The organism is Streptomyces sp. (genome assembly GCF_035645055.1).
Lineage (GTDB): Bacteria > Actinomycetota > Actinomycetes > Streptomycetales > Streptomycetaceae > Streptomyces.
Genome location: NZ_DASQNH010000076.1, coordinates 406,125 through 421,343, shown reverse-complemented (window position 1 = coordinate 421,343; position 15,219 = coordinate 406,125). Strand labels below are relative to the sequence as shown.

General features: G+C 72.3%; 15 protein-coding genes. 11 read left to right on the top strand and 4 right to left on the bottom strand.

The window, feature by feature from the left end:
* The 11 genes from VE614_RS26030 to VE614_RS25980 all read left to right on the top strand — a co-directional run bounded on the left by VE614_RS26030 (window position 1) and on the right by VE614_RS25980 (window position 11,465).
* Entirely contained in the window at window positions 1–1,518 is a 1,518-nt protein-coding gene (locus VE614_RS26030; RefSeq protein ID WP_324941886.1) for a sugar ABC transporter ATP-binding protein, read from the top strand.
* A complete protein-coding gene (locus VE614_RS26025; RefSeq protein ID WP_324941883.1) occupies window positions 1,515–2,555 on the top strand; it encodes an ABC transporter permease in 1,041 nt (346 codons plus the stop codon). Before VE614_RS26030 ends, VE614_RS26025 begins: the two co-directional genes overlap by 4 nt.
* Entirely contained in the window at window positions 2,548–3,579 is a 1,032-nt protein-coding gene (locus tag VE614_RS26020) for an ABC transporter permease (protein WP_324941880.1), read from the top strand. Before VE614_RS26025 ends, VE614_RS26020 begins: the two co-directional genes overlap by 8 nt.
* A 36-nt stretch (window positions 3,580–3,615) precedes the next feature.
* Window positions 3,616–4,698 carry a rhamnose ABC transporter substrate-binding protein gene (gene rhaS, locus VE614_RS26015; protein ID WP_324941876.1) on the top strand — a complete coding sequence of 361 codons (1,083 nt, stop codon included), beginning with the start codon at window positions 3,616–3,618 and terminating at the stop codon, window positions 4,696–4,698.
* A gap of 29 nt (window positions 4,699–4,727) precedes the next feature.
* Entirely contained in the window at window positions 4,728–5,048 is a 321-nt protein-coding gene (locus VE614_RS26010; RefSeq protein ID WP_324941873.1) for an L-rhamnose mutarotase, read from the top strand.
* Between the two features lie 14 nt (window positions 5,049–5,062).
* Window positions 5,063–6,478 (top strand): BNR repeat-containing protein, encoded by a 1,416-nt coding sequence (locus VE614_RS26005; RefSeq protein WP_324941870.1) that lies wholly within the window; start codon window positions 5,063–5,065, stop codon window positions 6,476–6,478.
* Between the two features lie 79 nt (window positions 6,479–6,557).
* Window positions 6,558–7,583 carry a LacI family DNA-binding transcriptional regulator gene (locus tag VE614_RS26000; RefSeq protein ID WP_324941867.1) on the top strand — a complete coding sequence of 342 codons (1,026 nt, stop codon included), beginning with the start codon at window positions 6,558–6,560 and terminating at the stop codon, window positions 7,581–7,583.
* Between the two features lie 103 nt (window positions 7,584–7,686).
* Window positions 7,687–8,988, top strand: a complete 1,302-nt coding sequence (locus VE614_RS25995; RefSeq protein ID WP_324941864.1) for an alpha/beta fold hydrolase — start codon at window positions 7,687–7,689, stop codon at window positions 8,986–8,988.
* A gap of 22 nt (window positions 8,989–9,010) precedes the next feature.
* Window positions 9,011–9,751: a PIG-L deacetylase family protein gene (locus VE614_RS25990; RefSeq protein ID WP_324941861.1), complete on the top strand. Its 741-nt coding sequence runs from the start codon at window positions 9,011–9,013 to the stop codon at window positions 9,749–9,751.
* A gap of 36 nt (window positions 9,752–9,787) precedes the next feature.
* On the top strand, window positions 9,788–10,618 hold the full coding sequence (locus VE614_RS25985) for a pentapeptide repeat-containing protein (RefSeq protein ID WP_324941858.1): 831 nt from the start codon (window positions 9,788–9,790) through the stop codon (window positions 10,616–10,618).
* Between the two features lie 109 nt (window positions 10,619–10,727).
* Window positions 10,728–11,465, top strand: coding sequence for a DUF2470 domain-containing protein (locus tag VE614_RS25980; protein WP_324941855.1), 738 nt, complete (start codon window positions 10,728–10,730; stop codon window positions 11,463–11,465).
* Here the strand turns inward: VE614_RS25980 and VE614_RS25975 are convergent.
* The 4 genes from VE614_RS25975 to VE614_RS25960 form a co-directional block, all read right to left on the bottom strand.
* Window positions 11,433–12,578: a lactonase family protein gene (locus VE614_RS25975; RefSeq protein ID WP_324941853.1), complete on the bottom strand. Its 1,146-nt coding sequence runs from the start codon at window positions 12,576–12,578 to the stop codon at window positions 11,433–11,435. The two genes, VE614_RS25980 and VE614_RS25975, sit on opposite strands and share 33 nt — an antisense overlap.
* Before the next feature lie 74 nt (window positions 12,579–12,652).
* Window positions 12,653–13,906 (bottom strand): FUSC family protein, encoded by a 1,254-nt coding sequence (locus tag VE614_RS25970; RefSeq protein WP_324941849.1) that lies wholly within the window; start codon window positions 13,904–13,906, stop codon window positions 12,653–12,655.
* A gap of 53 nt (window positions 13,907–13,959) precedes the next feature.
* The gene (locus VE614_RS25965; protein ID WP_324941846.1) at window positions 13,960–14,454 is read right to left on the bottom strand and encodes an FBP domain-containing protein; all 495 of its coding nucleotides are present in this window, start codon (window positions 14,452–14,454) and stop codon (window positions 13,960–13,962) included.
* A 128-nt stretch (window positions 14,455–14,582) separates the two neighbouring features.
* Entirely contained in the window at window positions 14,583–15,212 is a 630-nt protein-coding gene (locus VE614_RS25960) for a PAS domain-containing protein (protein WP_324941842.1), read from the bottom strand.
* Between the last annotated feature and the right edge of the window lie 7 nt (window positions 15,213–15,219).

Sequence of the window (15,219 nt, the reverse complement as noted above, 5' to 3'; positions counted from 1 at the left end):
ATGACCCACCCGTCCGACACGGGGCCGCCCCCGGTGCTGGCGCTCCAGGGCGTCTCCAAGTCCTTCGGCGCCGTACGCGCCCTGCGGGACGTGTCCCTGGAGCTGTTCCCCGGCGAGGTCCACGCCCTCGCCGGGGAGAACGGCGCGGGCAAGTCGACCCTCATCAAGACGCTCGCCGGAGTGCACCGGCCGGACGCCGGCCAGGTGCTGCTCGACGGCGCGCCCGTCGTCTTCCACGGCCCCGGCGACGCCCGTGACGCCGGGATCGCCGTGATCTACCAGGAGCCCACGCTCTTCCCCGACCTGTCGATCGCCGAGAACATCTTCATGGGCCGCAGCCCCAAGCGCGTCCTCGGCCGGATCGACCACAAGGCCACCCGTGCCGCGACCGCCGCCCTGATGCGGCGCCTCGGCGTCGGCCTCGACCCCGACCGGCCCGCCCGCGGACTGTCCATCGCCGACCAGCAGATCGTGGAGATCGCCAAGGCGCTCTCCTTCGACGCCCGCGTCCTGATCATGGACGAGCCGACCGCCGCGCTCACCGGCAGCGAGGTCGCCCGCCTCTTCGGCGTGGTCCGCACCCTGAAGGACCAGGGCGCCGCGGTCCTCTTCATCTCCCACCGGCTGGAGGAGATCTTCGAGATCTGCCAGAAGGTGACCACCCTGCGCGACGGCGCCTGGATCGGCAGCGAACCCCTCGCCGGGATGACCGAGGACGACCTGGTCCGCCGGATGGTCGGCCGGGACCTCGACGAGCTGTATCCCAAGCAGGACGTGCAGCCGGGCGAGGTGGCGCTGAGCGTCCGCCGGCTGACCCGCGAGGGCGTCTTCACCGACGTCTCCTTCGAGGTGCGCCGCGGAGAGATCGTCGGCCTCGCCGGACTCGTCGGCGCCGGGCGCACCGAGGTCGCCCGCGCCGTCTTCGGCGTCGACCGCTGGGACGCCGGGGAGGTCACCGTGGACGGCACACCCCTGGTCAACGGCGCGCCCTCCACCGCCATGGCCGCCGGACTCGCCCTCGTCCCCGAGGACCGCCGCGCCCAGGGCCTGGTGATGAACATGTCCATCGAGCGCAACATCGGCCTCACGGGTCTTCGTACGACCGTCAGGGCGGGGCTCATGGACCGCGGCGCCGAACGCAGCCGCTCCCTCGACTGGGCGGTCAGGCTCCAGGTGAAGTACGCCCGCATCGCCGACACCGTCTCCACGCTCTCCGGCGGCAACCAGCAGAAGGTCGTGCTCGCCAAGTGGCTCGCCACCCGCCCCAGGGTGCTGATCGTCGACGAGCCCACCCGCGGCATCGACGTCGGCACCAAGGCCGAGGTGCACCGGCTGCTCGGCGAGCTGGCCGCGGACGGCGTGGCCGTCCTGATGATCTCCTCCGACCTGCCCGAGATCCTCGGCATGGCCGACCGCGTGCTGGTGATGCACGAGGGCCGGCTGGCCGCCGAGATCCCGCGCTCCGACGCCACCGAGGAAACCGTGATGGCGGCAGCCACGGGGAGGGCGGCCGCGTGACCGTGACCACTCCTCGGCAAGCCCCCGCACCGGACGTGCCCGAGGCGGGCGGCACCCGCCTGGTCGACCGTGTCCTCAGGATGCGCGAACTCGCCATCCTGCTCGTCTTCCTGGCCATGATCGCCGTCACCCAGGCCGGCAACAGCGAGTTCCTGTCCGAGCAGGGCATCAAGGACCTGCTGCTGAACGCGACCATCCTGGTCCTGGTCGCCACCGGCCAGTCCCTGGTCGTCATCACCCGCAACGTGGACCTGTCGGTGGGCTCCACCCTGGGCATCAGCGCCTTCGCCGCCGGTACGTACCTGCAGGGCGGCGGCAACCCGGTCGTCGCCGTGCTCCTCGCCGTCCTGACGGGGGTCGGCTTCGGCCTCCTCAACGGCCTGCTCGTCAGCCTCGGCCAGGTCCCCGCCCTCGTCGTCACCCTCGGCACGCTCTACGTCATCCGCGGCATCGACTCCATCTGGGTCGGCTCCCGCCAGATCACCGCGGCCGACCTGCCCGGCGGTTTCGTCGACTTCGGCTCCGGCGGCATCTCCGCGGTGCCGTACCTCGCGCTGATCGCGCTCGCCGTGCTGGTGGCGACCGCGTACTGCCTCAAGCACTTCGGCAGCGGCCGGGAGCTGTACGCGCTCGGCTCCAGCCCCGAGGCCGCCCGGCTCGCCGGCATCCCCGTCCGCAAGCGGATCCTCGCCGCGTACACCTTCTGCGGCGCCCTCGCAGGACTCGCCGGAGCCCTGTACCTGGCCCGCTTCGGCAACGTCGACTCCGGCACCGGCAACGGCTACGAACTCACCGTCGTCAGCGCGGTCGTCGTCGGCGGCGTCGTCTTCACCGGCGGCTCCGGCAGTGTCTACGGCGCCGCCCTCGGCGCGCTGCTGCTGACCTCCGTCAACAGCGTGCTGCCCGCCCTCGGCGTCAGCTCCGTCTGGGTGCTCGCGATCAACGGCGTCCTGCTGATCCTGGCCATCGCGGTCGACCGGATGGTGGCGCTGCGGGTGGCCTCGGCCCTGAAGAAGAGGAACGTCCGCCATGCCTGAGTCCCTGACGCGCGTGGTCCGGTGGTCCGCCTTGAAGAGGTGGGACTCGGTCGTCGGCGCCCTGCTGATCGTCCTGCTGCTGTTCTCGTTCACCTTCGTCGACGGCTTCGGCAACGCGCTGAACCTGTCGTTCCTGATCGGGAACACGCTGCCCATCGCGCTCATCGCGCTGCCGATGACGCTGCTCGTCGTCTCCGGCGAGATCGATCTCTCGGTCGCCTCCACCGCCGGACTGTCCGGCGCGGTGATGGGCGCGCTGTGGAACCAGGGCATGGCGATCGAGACGATCATTCCGCTGTGCCTGCTGCTCGGCGTGGTCTGCGGCCTCGTCAACGGCCTGCTCGTGACCAAGCTGGGGCTGCCGTCCCTCGCCGTCACCATCGGCACCCTCGCCGCCTACCGGGGCATCGCGCAGATCGTGCTGGGCTCCGACGCGGTGACCGACTTCCCCCCGCAGTACCTGGACTTCGCGTCCGGGCGCATCGGCGACACGTTCCTCCCGTACGCCTTCCCGCCCTTCCTCGTGCTGCTGGCGATCGCCGTGGTCGCGCTGCACGCCACGCCGTTCGGGCGGTCCCTGTTCGCGATCGGGGCGAGTGAGGAGGCGGCGCGGTTCGCGGGCATCCGCGTGAAGCGGCAGAAGCTGATCCTGTTCACCGTGACCGGGCTGATGGCCTCGCTCACCGGGGTGTTCTGGGCTCTGCACTACGCGAGCGCGCGCTATGACAACGCGACGGGCCTGGAACTGTCCGTCGTCGCCGCCGTGTTGCTCGGTGGGATCGACTTCGACGGGGGCAAGGGGACGCTCGGCGGGGCGATCGCGGGCGTCTTCCTGCTCGGTGCGCTGCAGAACGTGATGAGCCTTCAGGACGTTTCCGCGCAGTCGCAGATCGTGGTCACCGGTGTGCTGCTCGTTCTCTCCGTGCTCGGGCCGCGGGTGGCTCGGCAGATCGCCGTCGTGCGTGCGCGGTCGTCCGGCTGGCAGGCCGTCCGTGGCCGATCGCGCAGTTCCCCGCGCCCCTGAACAACGTCCGCTTCCCACCGTTGAAAGGAACCCTGCATGCGCAAGTCAACCCTCCGCCGTACCGGTGCCGCTCTCGCCGCCGTCACCTCACTCGCCCTCGCGCTCACCGCCTGCGGCGGTACCACCAAGAAGGACGTGGCCCAAGAGGGCGGCTCCGCCGTGGCCGCAGGCAAGGCCGATCCGAACGCCGAGCTGAAGAAGGGCCTCACCGTCGGCTTCCTGCCCAAGCAGGTCAACAACCCGTACTTCACCACCGCGGACAAGGGCGGCGAGAAGGCGCTGAAGGAGCTGGGGTCCAGTTACAAGGAGGTCGGGCCGTCCAGCGCCACCGACACCTCCAGCCAGGTCTCGTACGTCAACACCCTCACCCAGCAGCAGGTCGACGCGATGGCCGTGTCCGCGCAGGATCCCGGCGCCCTGTGCACCGCGCTCAAGCAGGCCATGAGCAACGACATCAAGGTCGTGACGTACGACTCCGACACCAGGCCCGACTGCCGCAACGCCTTCGTCTCGCAGGCGTCCGCCGAGGATCTGGGCCGTACCGAGGTGCAGCTGCTCGCCGAGCAGATCGGCCACAAGGGCGAGATCGCGATCCTGTCCGCCGCGCAGACCGCGACCAACCAGAACATCTGGATCGAGTTCATGAAGGACGAACTCGAGAAGCCCGAGTACAAGGACATCAAGCTCGTCAAGATCGCCTACGGCAACGACGACGCCCAGCAGTCCTTCCAGCAGACCCAGGGACTGCTTCAGGAGTACCCGGACCTGAAGGGGATCATCTCCCCGACCACCGTCGGCATCAAGGCCGCCGCCCAGTACCTGTCCGGCTCCAAGTACAAGGGCAAGGTCAAGCTCACCGGCCTCGGCACCCCCAACGACATGCGCAAGTACGTCAAGAACGGCACCGTCGAGGCGTTCGAGCTGTGGGACCCGGCCAAGCTGGGTGAGCTGGCCGCGCGCACCGCCGTCGCGCTGGCCTCGGGGCAGATCACCGGCAAGGAGGGCGAGACCTTCACCGCCGGCGGCATGGGCGAGTTCACCATCGGCAAGGACGGCGTCATCAGCCTCGGCAAACCGACCGTATTCGACGCCAAGAACATCGACGACTTCACCTTCTGATCCCCCTCACCCGCCGGGAGTGGTACTTCATGCAGCGCGTCTGTTTCCTGCTCAAGGTCCGCCAGGACAAGATCGCCGAGTACCGCGAACGCCACGCCGCCGTGTGGCCGGAGATGCTCGACGCGCTCTCGGCCACCGGCTGGCACAACTACTCGCTCTTCCTGCGCGACGACGGCCTGCTCGTCGGCTACCTGGAGACCGAGGACTTCGAGGCCGCCCTCGCCGGAATGGCGGCCACGGACGTCAACGCCCGCTGGCAGGCCCAGATGGCCCCCTTCTTCGAGTCGCTCGACGGCGCCTGTCCCGACGCGGCGATGAAGCCGCTCACCGAGGTCTTCCACCTCGCCTGACCTGGAGCGTTCCCATGAGAAGACGTACCGTGCTCGCCACCGCCCTGGCGGTCGCCGCGGCCGCCGCCCCCGGCGTCGCGCGGGCCGCGGCCCCCGGCCCCTCGGTCACCCGGACGGGCCTCACCACCCTCGACGGCCAGGCGATCTACTTCGTGTCCTACGACGGCCTGGTCAACAACAACTCCTTCCAGAAGAACGGGCTGCTGACCTACAAGGGGTATCAGTACGCGGTCTGGTACACCGCCGACCGCAACGCCGTCGTCGGGCGCCGCGCCCTCGGCGCGAGCACCTGGCAGACGGTCAGGGTCGGCCACACCCTGCGCTACAACGACTCCCACAACGTCATCTCCATGGGTGTCTCGAAGGCGGACGGCCGTCTGCACCTCAACATGGACTCCCACAGCGACGGCTTCACCTACGTCAAGTCCGTCGCCGGGCTCATGGACAACCCGGCGGGGCTCAGCTGGACCGCGAGCCGTTTCGGGGCGCCGCAGTCCACGCTCGACGGGCTCGCCCTCACCTCCCAGTTCACCTACCCGCAGTTCATCTCCACTCCCGAGGGCAGGCTCCAGCTCAGCTACCGGGCGGGCGTCTCCGGCAACGGCCGCAACGCCCTCGCCGAGTACGACGGCACCCGGTGGACGGTGCTGGGGGAGTGGACCGCGTCCACCGGCACGTACAGCAGCGAGCACGGCTCGTCCACCGCCCGCAACATGTACCTGCACGGCATCGACTACGACCGAGGCGGCCGCCTGCACGCCTTCTTCACCTGGCGGGAACAGAACGGCGCGGTGATGTGCGCGAGCGGCGGCATCACCAACCACGACACCGGCTATGTCCGGTCCGACGACCGCGGGCGCACCTGGCGCAACGACGCGGGCGCGGTCGTCGGTGTCACCGGCGGCGCCGACCGGGTGTCCGTGACCGACGCGGGTCTGGTCGTGGACCCGCTGAACCCCGATCATTCCCTGATGAACCAGGAGAGCCAGTTCACCGACTCCGCGGGCCGGCCGCACGCGATCATCTCCTACGTGCCCGGCCGCTTCGGCCAGTGCACCACGAACTACGTCGCCGACCGCACCGCGAAAGGCCGCGCCTTCCACCTCCGCAAGAACGCCTCCGGCGGCTGGCAGAAGACCGAGATCCCGGTCCCGCTGAACTCCAGCCAGCGCACCAGGCTGATCCTGGACACGTACGACAACGCGTACGCGGTCTTCCCGTACGGCAGGATCGCCGCCGCCTCCGCGGCCTCCGGGTACACCGACTGGCGGCTGCTGTACGACGGGGCGGGACTGAACGCGTTCGGCGAGGTGGTGGTCGACGAGACCCGCGTCGCGCAGGACGGTGTGCTGTCCGTGATGTACCAGGAGAAGTCCAGCGGTACGACCCCGTCGGCGCTGCGCGTCGCGGACTTCCGTCTGCCCGTGTGACCAAGGCCGTTCCGGGGCGGCCGGACGGTAGTGTGAAGGCCTTCCCGCCGCCCCTCGTCTCCCTGGAGGTCCCTGCCTGATGGCCCAGTCGGTGGGTATCAAGGACGTCGCCCGCGCCGCCGGAGTCTCCGTGGGCACGGTGTCGAACGTCATCAACCGCCCGGACACGGTCGCCACCGAGACCCGGGCGCGCGTGCTGTCCGCGATCGACCGGCTCGGCTATGTCCGCAGCGAGTCCGCGCGCCAGTTGCGCGCGGGCCGCAGCCGGATCATGGGGCTGCTCGTGCTCGACATGGGCAACCCCTTCTTCGTCGACGTGGCGCGCGGCGCCGAGCGCGCCGCCCGCGAGGCCGGGCTCGGCGTGATGGTCTGCAACAGCGCCCAGGACGCGGGCGAGGAGGCCGAGTACCTGTCGCTCTTCGCCGAGCAGCGGGTGCGCGGCGTCCTGCTCACCCCGGCCGACGCGACCGGGCGGAACATCGCCGCCTTCCGCCGGCACGGCATCCCCTTCGTACTGGTCGACCGGGTCGCCGAGGGCACCACCGAGTGCTCGGTCTCCGTCGACGACGTGGCGGGCGGCGCGCTCGCCGTACGGCACCTCGTCGACGCCGGGCACCGGGCCATCGCCTACGTCAGCGGGCCGCCCGGCCTCAACCAGGTACGCGACCGCCGCACCGGCGCGCTCACCGCGCTCGCCGAGGCCGGGCTCGGCCCCGAGGCCCTGCGGGAGCTGCCCACCGAACGGCTCGACGTCGCCGCGGGCCGGGACGCCGGGGCCCGCCTCCTCGGCCTCGCCGACCGGCCGACCGCGGTGTTCTGCGCCAACGACCTGCTCGCCCTCGGCGTGCTCCAGGCCATGTACGCGGCAGGGGTCAGCGTCCCCGACGACCTCGCCATCGTCGGTTACGACGACATCGAGTTCGCCGCCGCCGCGGCCGTCCCGCTCACCTCGGTCCGGCAGCCCGCCGTCACCATGGGCGCGCTCGCCGCCGAGCTGCTGCTGGAGGAGACCGAGACGGACACCGCCCGCCGTCCCCACGAACACCGCCGGGTCGTCCTCCGGCCGGAATTGGTGGTCCGCCGCTCCAGCCTGGCGGGGCGCTGAACCGCCGTTCAGCAAGCGTTCATGATCCCCGCTCCCGCCGGCCGGCCGGGCCTGTGCTGAACTGGGAGGCGATCCGCACCCGCCGTCCGCACCGGGAGACCCGTTGAGCGCCAGTTACCGCCAGCCCGGCGTCGTCCTCACCGACCGCCGCTTCACCGTGCCCCTCGACCACGCCGACCCGGCGGGAGAGACGATCGAGCTGTACGCGCGCGAGGTCGTGGCGAGCGACAAGGGTCATCAGGAGCTGCCCTGGCTGGTCTATCTCCAGGGCGGGCCCGGCTTCGGCGCCAACCGGTTCGTCGGCCGGCAGGCCTGGCTCGGCCGCGCCCTGAAGGAGTTCCGCGTCCTGCTGCTCGACCAGCGCGGCACCGGCCACTCCACCCCCGCCAACCGGCAGACCCTCCCGCTGCGCGGCGGCCCCGCCCCCCAGGCCGACTACCTGGCGCACTTCCGCGCGGACGCGATCGTCCGGGACTGCGAGCTGATCCGGCGCGAGGTGACCGGCGGCGCCCCCTGGACCGTCCTCGGCCAGAGCTTCGGCGGCTTCTGCGCGGTGAACTACCTGTCCACCGCCCCCGAGGGCCTGGCCGCCGCCCTCATCACCGGCGGACTGCCGTCCCTGGACGCGCACGCCGACGACGTCTACCGCGCCGCCTACCCGCGCGTCGAACGCAAGGTCACCGCGCACTACGCCCGTTACCCCCGGGACGTCGAGCGGGCCCGCCGGATCGCCGACCACCTGCTGAGCCACGACGTGGTCCTGCCGAACGGCTACCGGCTGACCGTCGAGGCCTTCCAGTCCCTCGGCATCCTCCTCGGCGGCAGCGAGGGGAGCCACCGCCTCCACTTCCTCCTGGAGCAGGCCTTCGTCCGCACCCCGCACGGCCCGGCGCTCTCCGATGCCTTCCAGGAGGAGGTGCAGGCCCTGCTGTCGTACGCCGGACACCCCCTGTACGCCCTCGTCCACGAGGCGATCTACGGCCAGGACGAGCGTCCCACGGCCTGGGCCGCCGAGCGGGTCCGCGCCGAGTTCCCGCAGTTCGACGCCGCCAAGGCGCTCGCGGGCGACGGGCCGCTGCTGTTCACCGGCGAGTGCGTGTATCCCTGGATGTTCGAGACCGACCCGGCGCTGCGTCCGCTGCGCGAGACCGCCGAACTCCTCGCCGCCCGCACCGACTGGCCGCGCCTGTACGACCCGGCCCGCCTCGCCGCCAACGAGGTCCCCGTCGCCGCGGCCGTCTACCACGACGACATGTACGTCGACACCGCCCACTCCCTGGAGACGGCCCGCGCGATTCGCGGCCTGCGCACCTGGGTGACGAACGAGTTCGAGCACGACGGCGTCCGAGCGGGCGGCCCGCGGGTACTGGACCGCCTGCTGGCGCTGACCCGGGACGAGGCGTGAGCGACGGCGCTACCCTGCGATCATGACCGAGCCCACCGAACTCCGGCCCATGCCCGAAGACTGGCACCGCGCCCTCGCGGTCGTCGCCCACCCGGACGACCTGGAATACGGCTGCTCGGCGGCCATCGCCCAGTGGACGGAGTCCGGCCGCGAGGTGGCGTACGTGCTGGCCACCCGCGGCGAGGCGGGCATCGACACGCTGAACCCCGCGGACGCGGCGCCGCTGCGCGAGCGGGAGCAGCGGGCGAGCGCGGCGGTCGTCGGGGTGTCCGTGGTGGAGTTCCTGGACCACCGGGACGGAGTCGTCGAGTACGGCACCGCGCTGCGCCGCGACATCGCCGCCGCGATCCGCCGGCACCGTCCCGAGCTGGTGATCACGCTCAACCACCGGGACACCTGGGGCGGGGTCGCCTGGAACACCCCGGACCACGTCGCCGTCGGCCGAGCCACCCTGGACGCCGCCGCCGACGCCGGGAACCGCTGGATCTTCCCGGAACTGGTGGAGCGGGGCCTGGAGCCGTGGGACGGGGTGCGCTGGGTCGCCGTCGCCGGTTCCGCCACCCCCACCCACGCCGTGGCGGCGACCGAGGCGGGCCTGGAGGCGGCGGTGCGCTCGCTGCTGGAACACCGCGCGTACATCGAGGCGCTGACCGACCAGGATCCGCAGACCTACGTCCGGGAGTTCCTGAGCACGGCCACCGGGGCGGCGGGGGAGCGGTTCGGCGGGCAGCCCGCGGTGGCGTTCGAGCTGTTCACCCGCTGACCGGACGCCGGCCGTCCCCCGTTTAGGGTGGAGGGCATGCGTGATCACCAAGGCGAACTGGCCGAGCTGCGCGGCGACTGCGGCAACTGCTTCGGGCTGTGCTGCGTCGCCCTGCCCTTCTCCGCCTCGGCGGACTTCGCCCTGGACAAGCCGGCCGGCAAGCCCTGCCCCAACCTCCGGGGCGACCACCGCTGCGGCATCCACGACCGGCTGCGCGGCAAGGGTTTCACCGGCTGCACGGTCTACGACTGCTTCGGCGCGGGGCAGAAGGTCTCGCAGGTCGTCTTCGGCGGCGAGGACTGGCGCGGCGGCTCCCGGGAGCACTCCCGCCGGATGGTCGACGTGTTCCCCGTCGTCCGCCAGCTCCATGAACTTCTCTGGTACCTCACCGAGGCCCTGACCCTGCCCGCCGCCCGTCCGCTCCGCGCCGAGCTGGACCGCGCCCGGGAGCGCACCGAGGCGCTGACCCGGCGGACCCCCGGGGAGATCGCGGCGCTGGACGTCGCCGCCCACCGGCAGGAGGTCAACGTGCTGCTGCTGAGGACCAGCGAGCTGGTCCGGGCGGGCGTCCGCGGGCGCAAGAAGGACCGGCGGGGCGCGGATCTGATGGGCGCCCGCCTCAAGGGCGCCGACCTGCGCGGCGCAAACCTGCGCGGCGCCTGGCTCATCGCCGCCGACCTCACCGGTGCGGATCTGCGGGGCGCGGACCTGATCGGTGCCGACCTGCGGGACGCCGACCTCACCGACGCCGACCTGACCGGCGCCTTCTTCCTGACTCAGCCCCAGGTGAACGCCGCCAGGGGCGGCCCGGGCACCCGGCTGCCGGAGTCGGTGGCCCGCCCGGCGCACTGGGCCGGGGCGAACTGAGGGCCCGGCTGCCCGTGGACCCACGAGTGATCCGGGGATTCGCCGGATGTGGTTGGCGTACACCCCGATCTTCGATAGGTTAGGTGAGCCTTACCTAAGGAGGATTCGGATGGGTGACGGGATGACAGGTGGTCAGGTCTGGCCGGCCACGCCCGCCGCGGCGGAACGGGCCCGGTCGGTGCTGGCCGCCGCCTGGTCGTGCGCGGTGGCCGCGGAAGGCGTCCGCGAGGAGCTGGTCGGCGCGCACACCGTGACCGAGGACGGGAGGATCGTCCTGCGCGTGACCGACGACAGCGCCCTGCTCGCCGCAGCGATCTGCGCGCCGCGCGGCGAGCCGTCCGCCGTCCTGGAGTTCGCCGACGTCGCGCCCGTCCCGCTGCGCAACCGGATCCGCACCCGGCTCTGGCTCTCCGGCTGGTTCACCGTCGAGCGGGACAGCCTGGCCTTCCGCCCCAGCCGCGTGGTGCTGCACAGGCCCACCGGCGCCGAGGTGATCGGCGTCGACGACTTCGCCGCCGCCGCGCCCGACCCGCTGGCCACGGCCGAGGCCCGGCTGCTGACCCACCTCGCCGACGCCCACCCCGACGCCGTCGAACGGCTCACCCGCCTGGTCGAGCCGGGCAGCCTGCACGGCGCCCTGCGGGTCCAGCCGCTCGCCGTGGACCGGCACGGGCTCACCCTGCGCATCGAACGCCGCCGCACCCACGGCGACGTCCGCCTGGCCTTCCACCGGCCCGCCGACGACGTCGCGCAGCTCACCGAGCGGATGCATGTGCTGCTCTCGCGGGCGAGCGCGGCCGGCTGCCCGCGCGCCCTACAGCGGCAGCGCGCAGACGGCGACGGGTGAGGCGAACGGCTCGCCCGCGAGCCGCAGCGCGCCGCTCGCGCGGTCCACGTGGAAGACGCTGACGGTGCCGGAGCGCTGGTTCGCCGCGAACAGCAGCCGCCCGTCCGGCGAGAAGGCGATCTGCCGGGGGAAGTCGCCGGCCACCGGCACCGTTCCCAGCAGCCGCAGCCGGGCGCCGCTCTCCTCCACCGCGTACCGGGCCAGGCTGTTGTGCCCCCGGTTCGCGAGATAGGCGTACCGCCCGTCCGCGGTCACCAGGATCTGGGCCGGATGGTTGGTCCCGCCTCCGCCCGCCCCCGTGGCCTGGCCCTCCCCGATCTCGAGGCGTCCGCTGTCCGGGTCGTAGGCGCAGACCGCGACCGTGTCGTCCACCTCGTTGGCGAGATAGGCGTACCGGCCGCCGGGATGGAAGGTGAGGTGCCGGGGACCGGCGCCGGGCCGGGTGCGCGCCCGGGCGGCCTCCGTGAGCGTGCCCCGGCGCTCGTCGAGCCGGTAGGTGTGGACGGTGTCGGTGCCGAGGTCCACGGCGAGGACATGACGGCCGTCCGGAGCGGTGAGGAACTGGTGGGCGTGCGGTTCCGGGCCCGGGTGCGCGACCAGGTCGGTGCGCTCGCCCAGCGCCCCGGAGCGGTCGATCGGGTGGACGGCCACGCTGCCCGAGGCGTAGTTGGCGCTGAGCAGCCAGCGGCCGTCCCGGTGCACGGACAGATGGCAGGGGCCCGCGCCGCCGGTACTCCGGCTGCCCAGGACCTTCCGGTCGGCGAGCCGTACGGCGCTCACCGCGCCGTCGGCCCGTTCGCTCACCGCGTACAGCGTCCGCCCGTCCGGATGGACCGCGAGATACGACGGATCGGCCACGCCCGTGAGGGTCCCGGCACCGGTGATCCGGCCCGTCACCGGGTCGTAGGAGGCCAGGCCGACGCCGGTGCCGCCGCCCTCGGCGGAGGTGTAGGTGCCCAGGTACAGCGGGCGGGGGCCGGACGGCTCGCGCGAGGCCTTGCCCGGGGTGCCCGGCCGCCGCTCGGGGGCCTCGGGCCGCTGTGGGGCACCGCAGGCGGACGCCGCGGGCAGCGCCGCGCACAGCCCCAGGAAACGCCGCCTGCTCCAGCCCATCGATGCCCACCTCGGTTCGTCGTCACCGGTCGTCGTCCCGTCGTGCGGGGCTCTCATGCCGTGGTGCGAGGCTCTCATGCCGTACGGCGGGCGGCGGCCAGCCGGTCCCGCAGCCGGCGCCGGGTGATGCGCGTCCGGTCCCGCATCCGGGTGAGCCACGGACGGCGTTCGCGCTGCTCGCGGGTGCTGCGGTCCAGTTCCTCCAGCAGCCGGCGGGAGCGGTGCTCGATGTCCAGCTCGTCGATGATGCGGTTGCACTCGGCCAGCAACGCACCGTGCAGCTGCCACTGGCGGGGGTCGCGGCGCACCTCGCCCAGCAGCATCTCCGCCAGCTTGTCGCGGGTGGCCGTCGCCGTCTGCAGCTCGGCGGACAGCCGTTCCTCGGCCGACTCGGCGTTGGTGCTGACATGGGTGGTGACCAGCACCGCGAAACTGACGATCGCGTCCGCGATCTCGGACAGCAGCTGCTCCACGACGGCACCGGTCTGCGGCTCGAACAGCGGTTCCGGTTCGCGTTCCTTCGCCAGGTCGGTGAGGGAACGGGCGATCACCCGCAGCACGACCATGCAGATCTCCAGGGTGTCCAGGCCGGTGCGCAGCACGACCCGGTGCAGCAGGCCCTCCCGCACCCGCGGATTGAGCCGCAGACTGTCCTCGGCCTGCCGCAGCGCCGCGTCGACCTGCACGATGTCGTGGTCCAGGCGGCGCGCTTCGTGCAGCCGCTCGGCGGCCCGCTCCGCCGGGGTGCGGCCCGCCGCCTCCTCGCCGACCCGCAGCATCAGCTGCCGCATCCGGCGGGCCAGCCCCTCGATCGACTCGCCGGCCTCGCCCACCCACACGGGTGGTGGCAGCAGCAGATTGCAGCTCATGCCGACGGCCGCGCCGATCAGTGTCTCCAGCACTCGCGCCCAGGCGTAGTCCCCGACGGCGGTGACACCGAGGACCAGCATCGCGCTGATCGCCACCTCGGCCACGTACTCGTCGACCCGCACCAGATGGCCCACCGCCAGCGACACCATGATCACCAGCGCGAGACTCCACCAGGTCAGCCCCACCAGCAGACTGAACGCGATGGCGACCAGCACCCCGGCCACCACCGAGTTCACCCGGCGGATGCCGTTGGTGAGGGTGGCGTACAGGGTGACCTGGACGACGAGCAGGGCGGTCAGCGGCGCGGTGAGCGGGGCCGCCTCGGGGCTCAGTTGCAGCGCCACGACGTAGGCGACGGTCGCGGCGAACGTCGACCGCAGGGCCTGGACGACCACGGGCTCACGACGTCGCTTCACCCAGCGTGCGACAGGTTTCGGCCACTCACGTACATCTCGCATCTCTTGCGCTGTTCCCCGTCACTGTGGACGTCGAACGTCTCTCGGGAAACCGTTCAGCTGTACAGCTTGTCCAGGAAGGCGAAGAGATTGCCCGTGGTGCGGGCGATCTGCTCCTCCAGCGTCAGGCTCTCCTCGAAGCGGGCTCCGCTCTCCGGCGCTTTCTTGCCACGCAGGTAGAGGGAGCAGGAGAGGTCGGTGCACATGTACAGGCCGACCGAGTTGCCCTCGCGGCCCGCCGCGCCCGCCTTGCGCGCGGTCATCAGCGACACGCCGCCGCGCGGATGGCTGGTCAGGCACAGGGCGCACATGCTGCGCTGGAGGAAGCCGCGCTGCGGGGGCGGAAAGCGCAGGCTGACGCCGAGCGGGCGGCCGTCGCGCTCGACCACCAGGTAGCTGCGGTCGGGTGCTCCGCCGTCCCGCCAGCCCAGGAAGTCGAGGTCGTCCCAGGGGCGTTCGGCGAGGTCCCGGGGGAGGGGAAGGCGCTTGGCCTCGCCCTTGGAGCAGTTGACGAAGGAACCGCGAATGTCGTTCTCGGTCAGCGGTCGCACGGGGTGTCTCCTGACGTTCGTCCGAAACCTAGGGGGTCTAGGTTTCGCGTGATCCAGGGTAGACAGCGGATGTGTGCGGGTGCCATCGATTTAATGCGGGCGGCCCTTCTGCGACGCGGCTCGTGGCGTCAGGCCGGTACGGGCGGCCACACCCCCGTCACCAGCACCCCGAGCGCATAGGCCCGGGCCACCAGCTCCGTACGGTTCGCCGCGCCCCACCGCGACTTGAGGCGCCGCAGGTGATAAGTGACACCGTCCGTCGTGAGGCCGGTCTCCCGGGCGGCGCGCGCCGTGGTGGCGCCGCCCGCGAGCAGCGCCAGGATGCGGGCCTCCACCGGGGTGACCCGCACCGCGCCGGGCCCGTCGGCGGTCTCCCGCTCGCCCAGGACCCGCAGCATCACCAGCAGCATCGGCGTGTCCCCCACGGTGTCGCTGACCGGGTCGGCGGTCAGCTCCCCGTACCGCTCCGCCCCGCCGGGCGCCCGCCAGCGCACCGACACCTGGTACCGCGACCGGTGCCGCAGCCGCAGCGCCTCGGCGATCCGCTCGACCTGGGTCGCCTCCTGCGGCCGGAACAGCTCCAGCACGTCCCGGCCGCGCAGCCGCCCCGGAGTCGTACCGCACTCCCCGGCCATCGCCGGATTCGCCAGCAGCACCGCCCCGTACACATCGCACACCGCGACCGGGAGGGACACCCGGTCGAAGAGGGTCAGCGCGCGATTGCGCCACAGCACGGCGTCCCGCCGCTCCCGATCCACCGGCACC

Coding starts and splice junctions, on each gene's coding strand:
- VE614_RS25980 (WP_324941855.1), top strand. CDS start 10,728: ATGGGTGACGGGATGACAGGTGGTCAGGTCTGGCCGGCCACGCCCGCC.
- rhaS (WP_324941876.1), top strand. CDS start 3,616: ATGCGCAAGTCAACCCTCCGCCGTACCGGTGCCGCTCTCGCCGCCGTC.
- VE614_RS25975 (WP_324941853.1), bottom strand. CDS start 12,578: ATGGGCTGGAGCAGGCGGCGTTTCCTGGGGCTGTGCGCGGCGCTGCCC.
- VE614_RS26010 (WP_324941873.1), top strand. CDS start 4,728: ATGCAGCGCGTCTGTTTCCTGCTCAAGGTCCGCCAGGACAAGATCGCC.
- VE614_RS26030 (WP_324941886.1), top strand. CDS start 1: ATGACCCACCCGTCCGACACGGGGCCGCCCCCGGTGCTGGCGCTCCAG.
- VE614_RS26000 (WP_324941867.1), top strand. CDS start 6,558: ATGGCCCAGTCGGTGGGTATCAAGGACGTCGCCCGCGCCGCCGGAGTC.
- VE614_RS25985 (WP_324941858.1), top strand. CDS start 9,788: ATGCGTGATCACCAAGGCGAACTGGCCGAGCTGCGCGGCGACTGCGGC.
- VE614_RS25990 (WP_324941861.1), top strand. CDS start 9,011: ATGACCGAGCCCACCGAACTCCGGCCCATGCCCGAAGACTGGCACCGC.
- VE614_RS26005 (WP_324941870.1), top strand. CDS start 5,063: ATGAGAAGACGTACCGTGCTCGCCACCGCCCTGGCGGTCGCCGCGGCC.
- VE614_RS25970 (WP_324941849.1), bottom strand. CDS start 13,906: ATGCGAGATGTACGTGAGTGGCCGAAACCTGTCGCACGCTGGGTGAAG.
- VE614_RS26020 (WP_324941880.1), top strand. CDS start 2,548: ATGCCTGAGTCCCTGACGCGCGTGGTCCGGTGGTCCGCCTTGAAGAGG.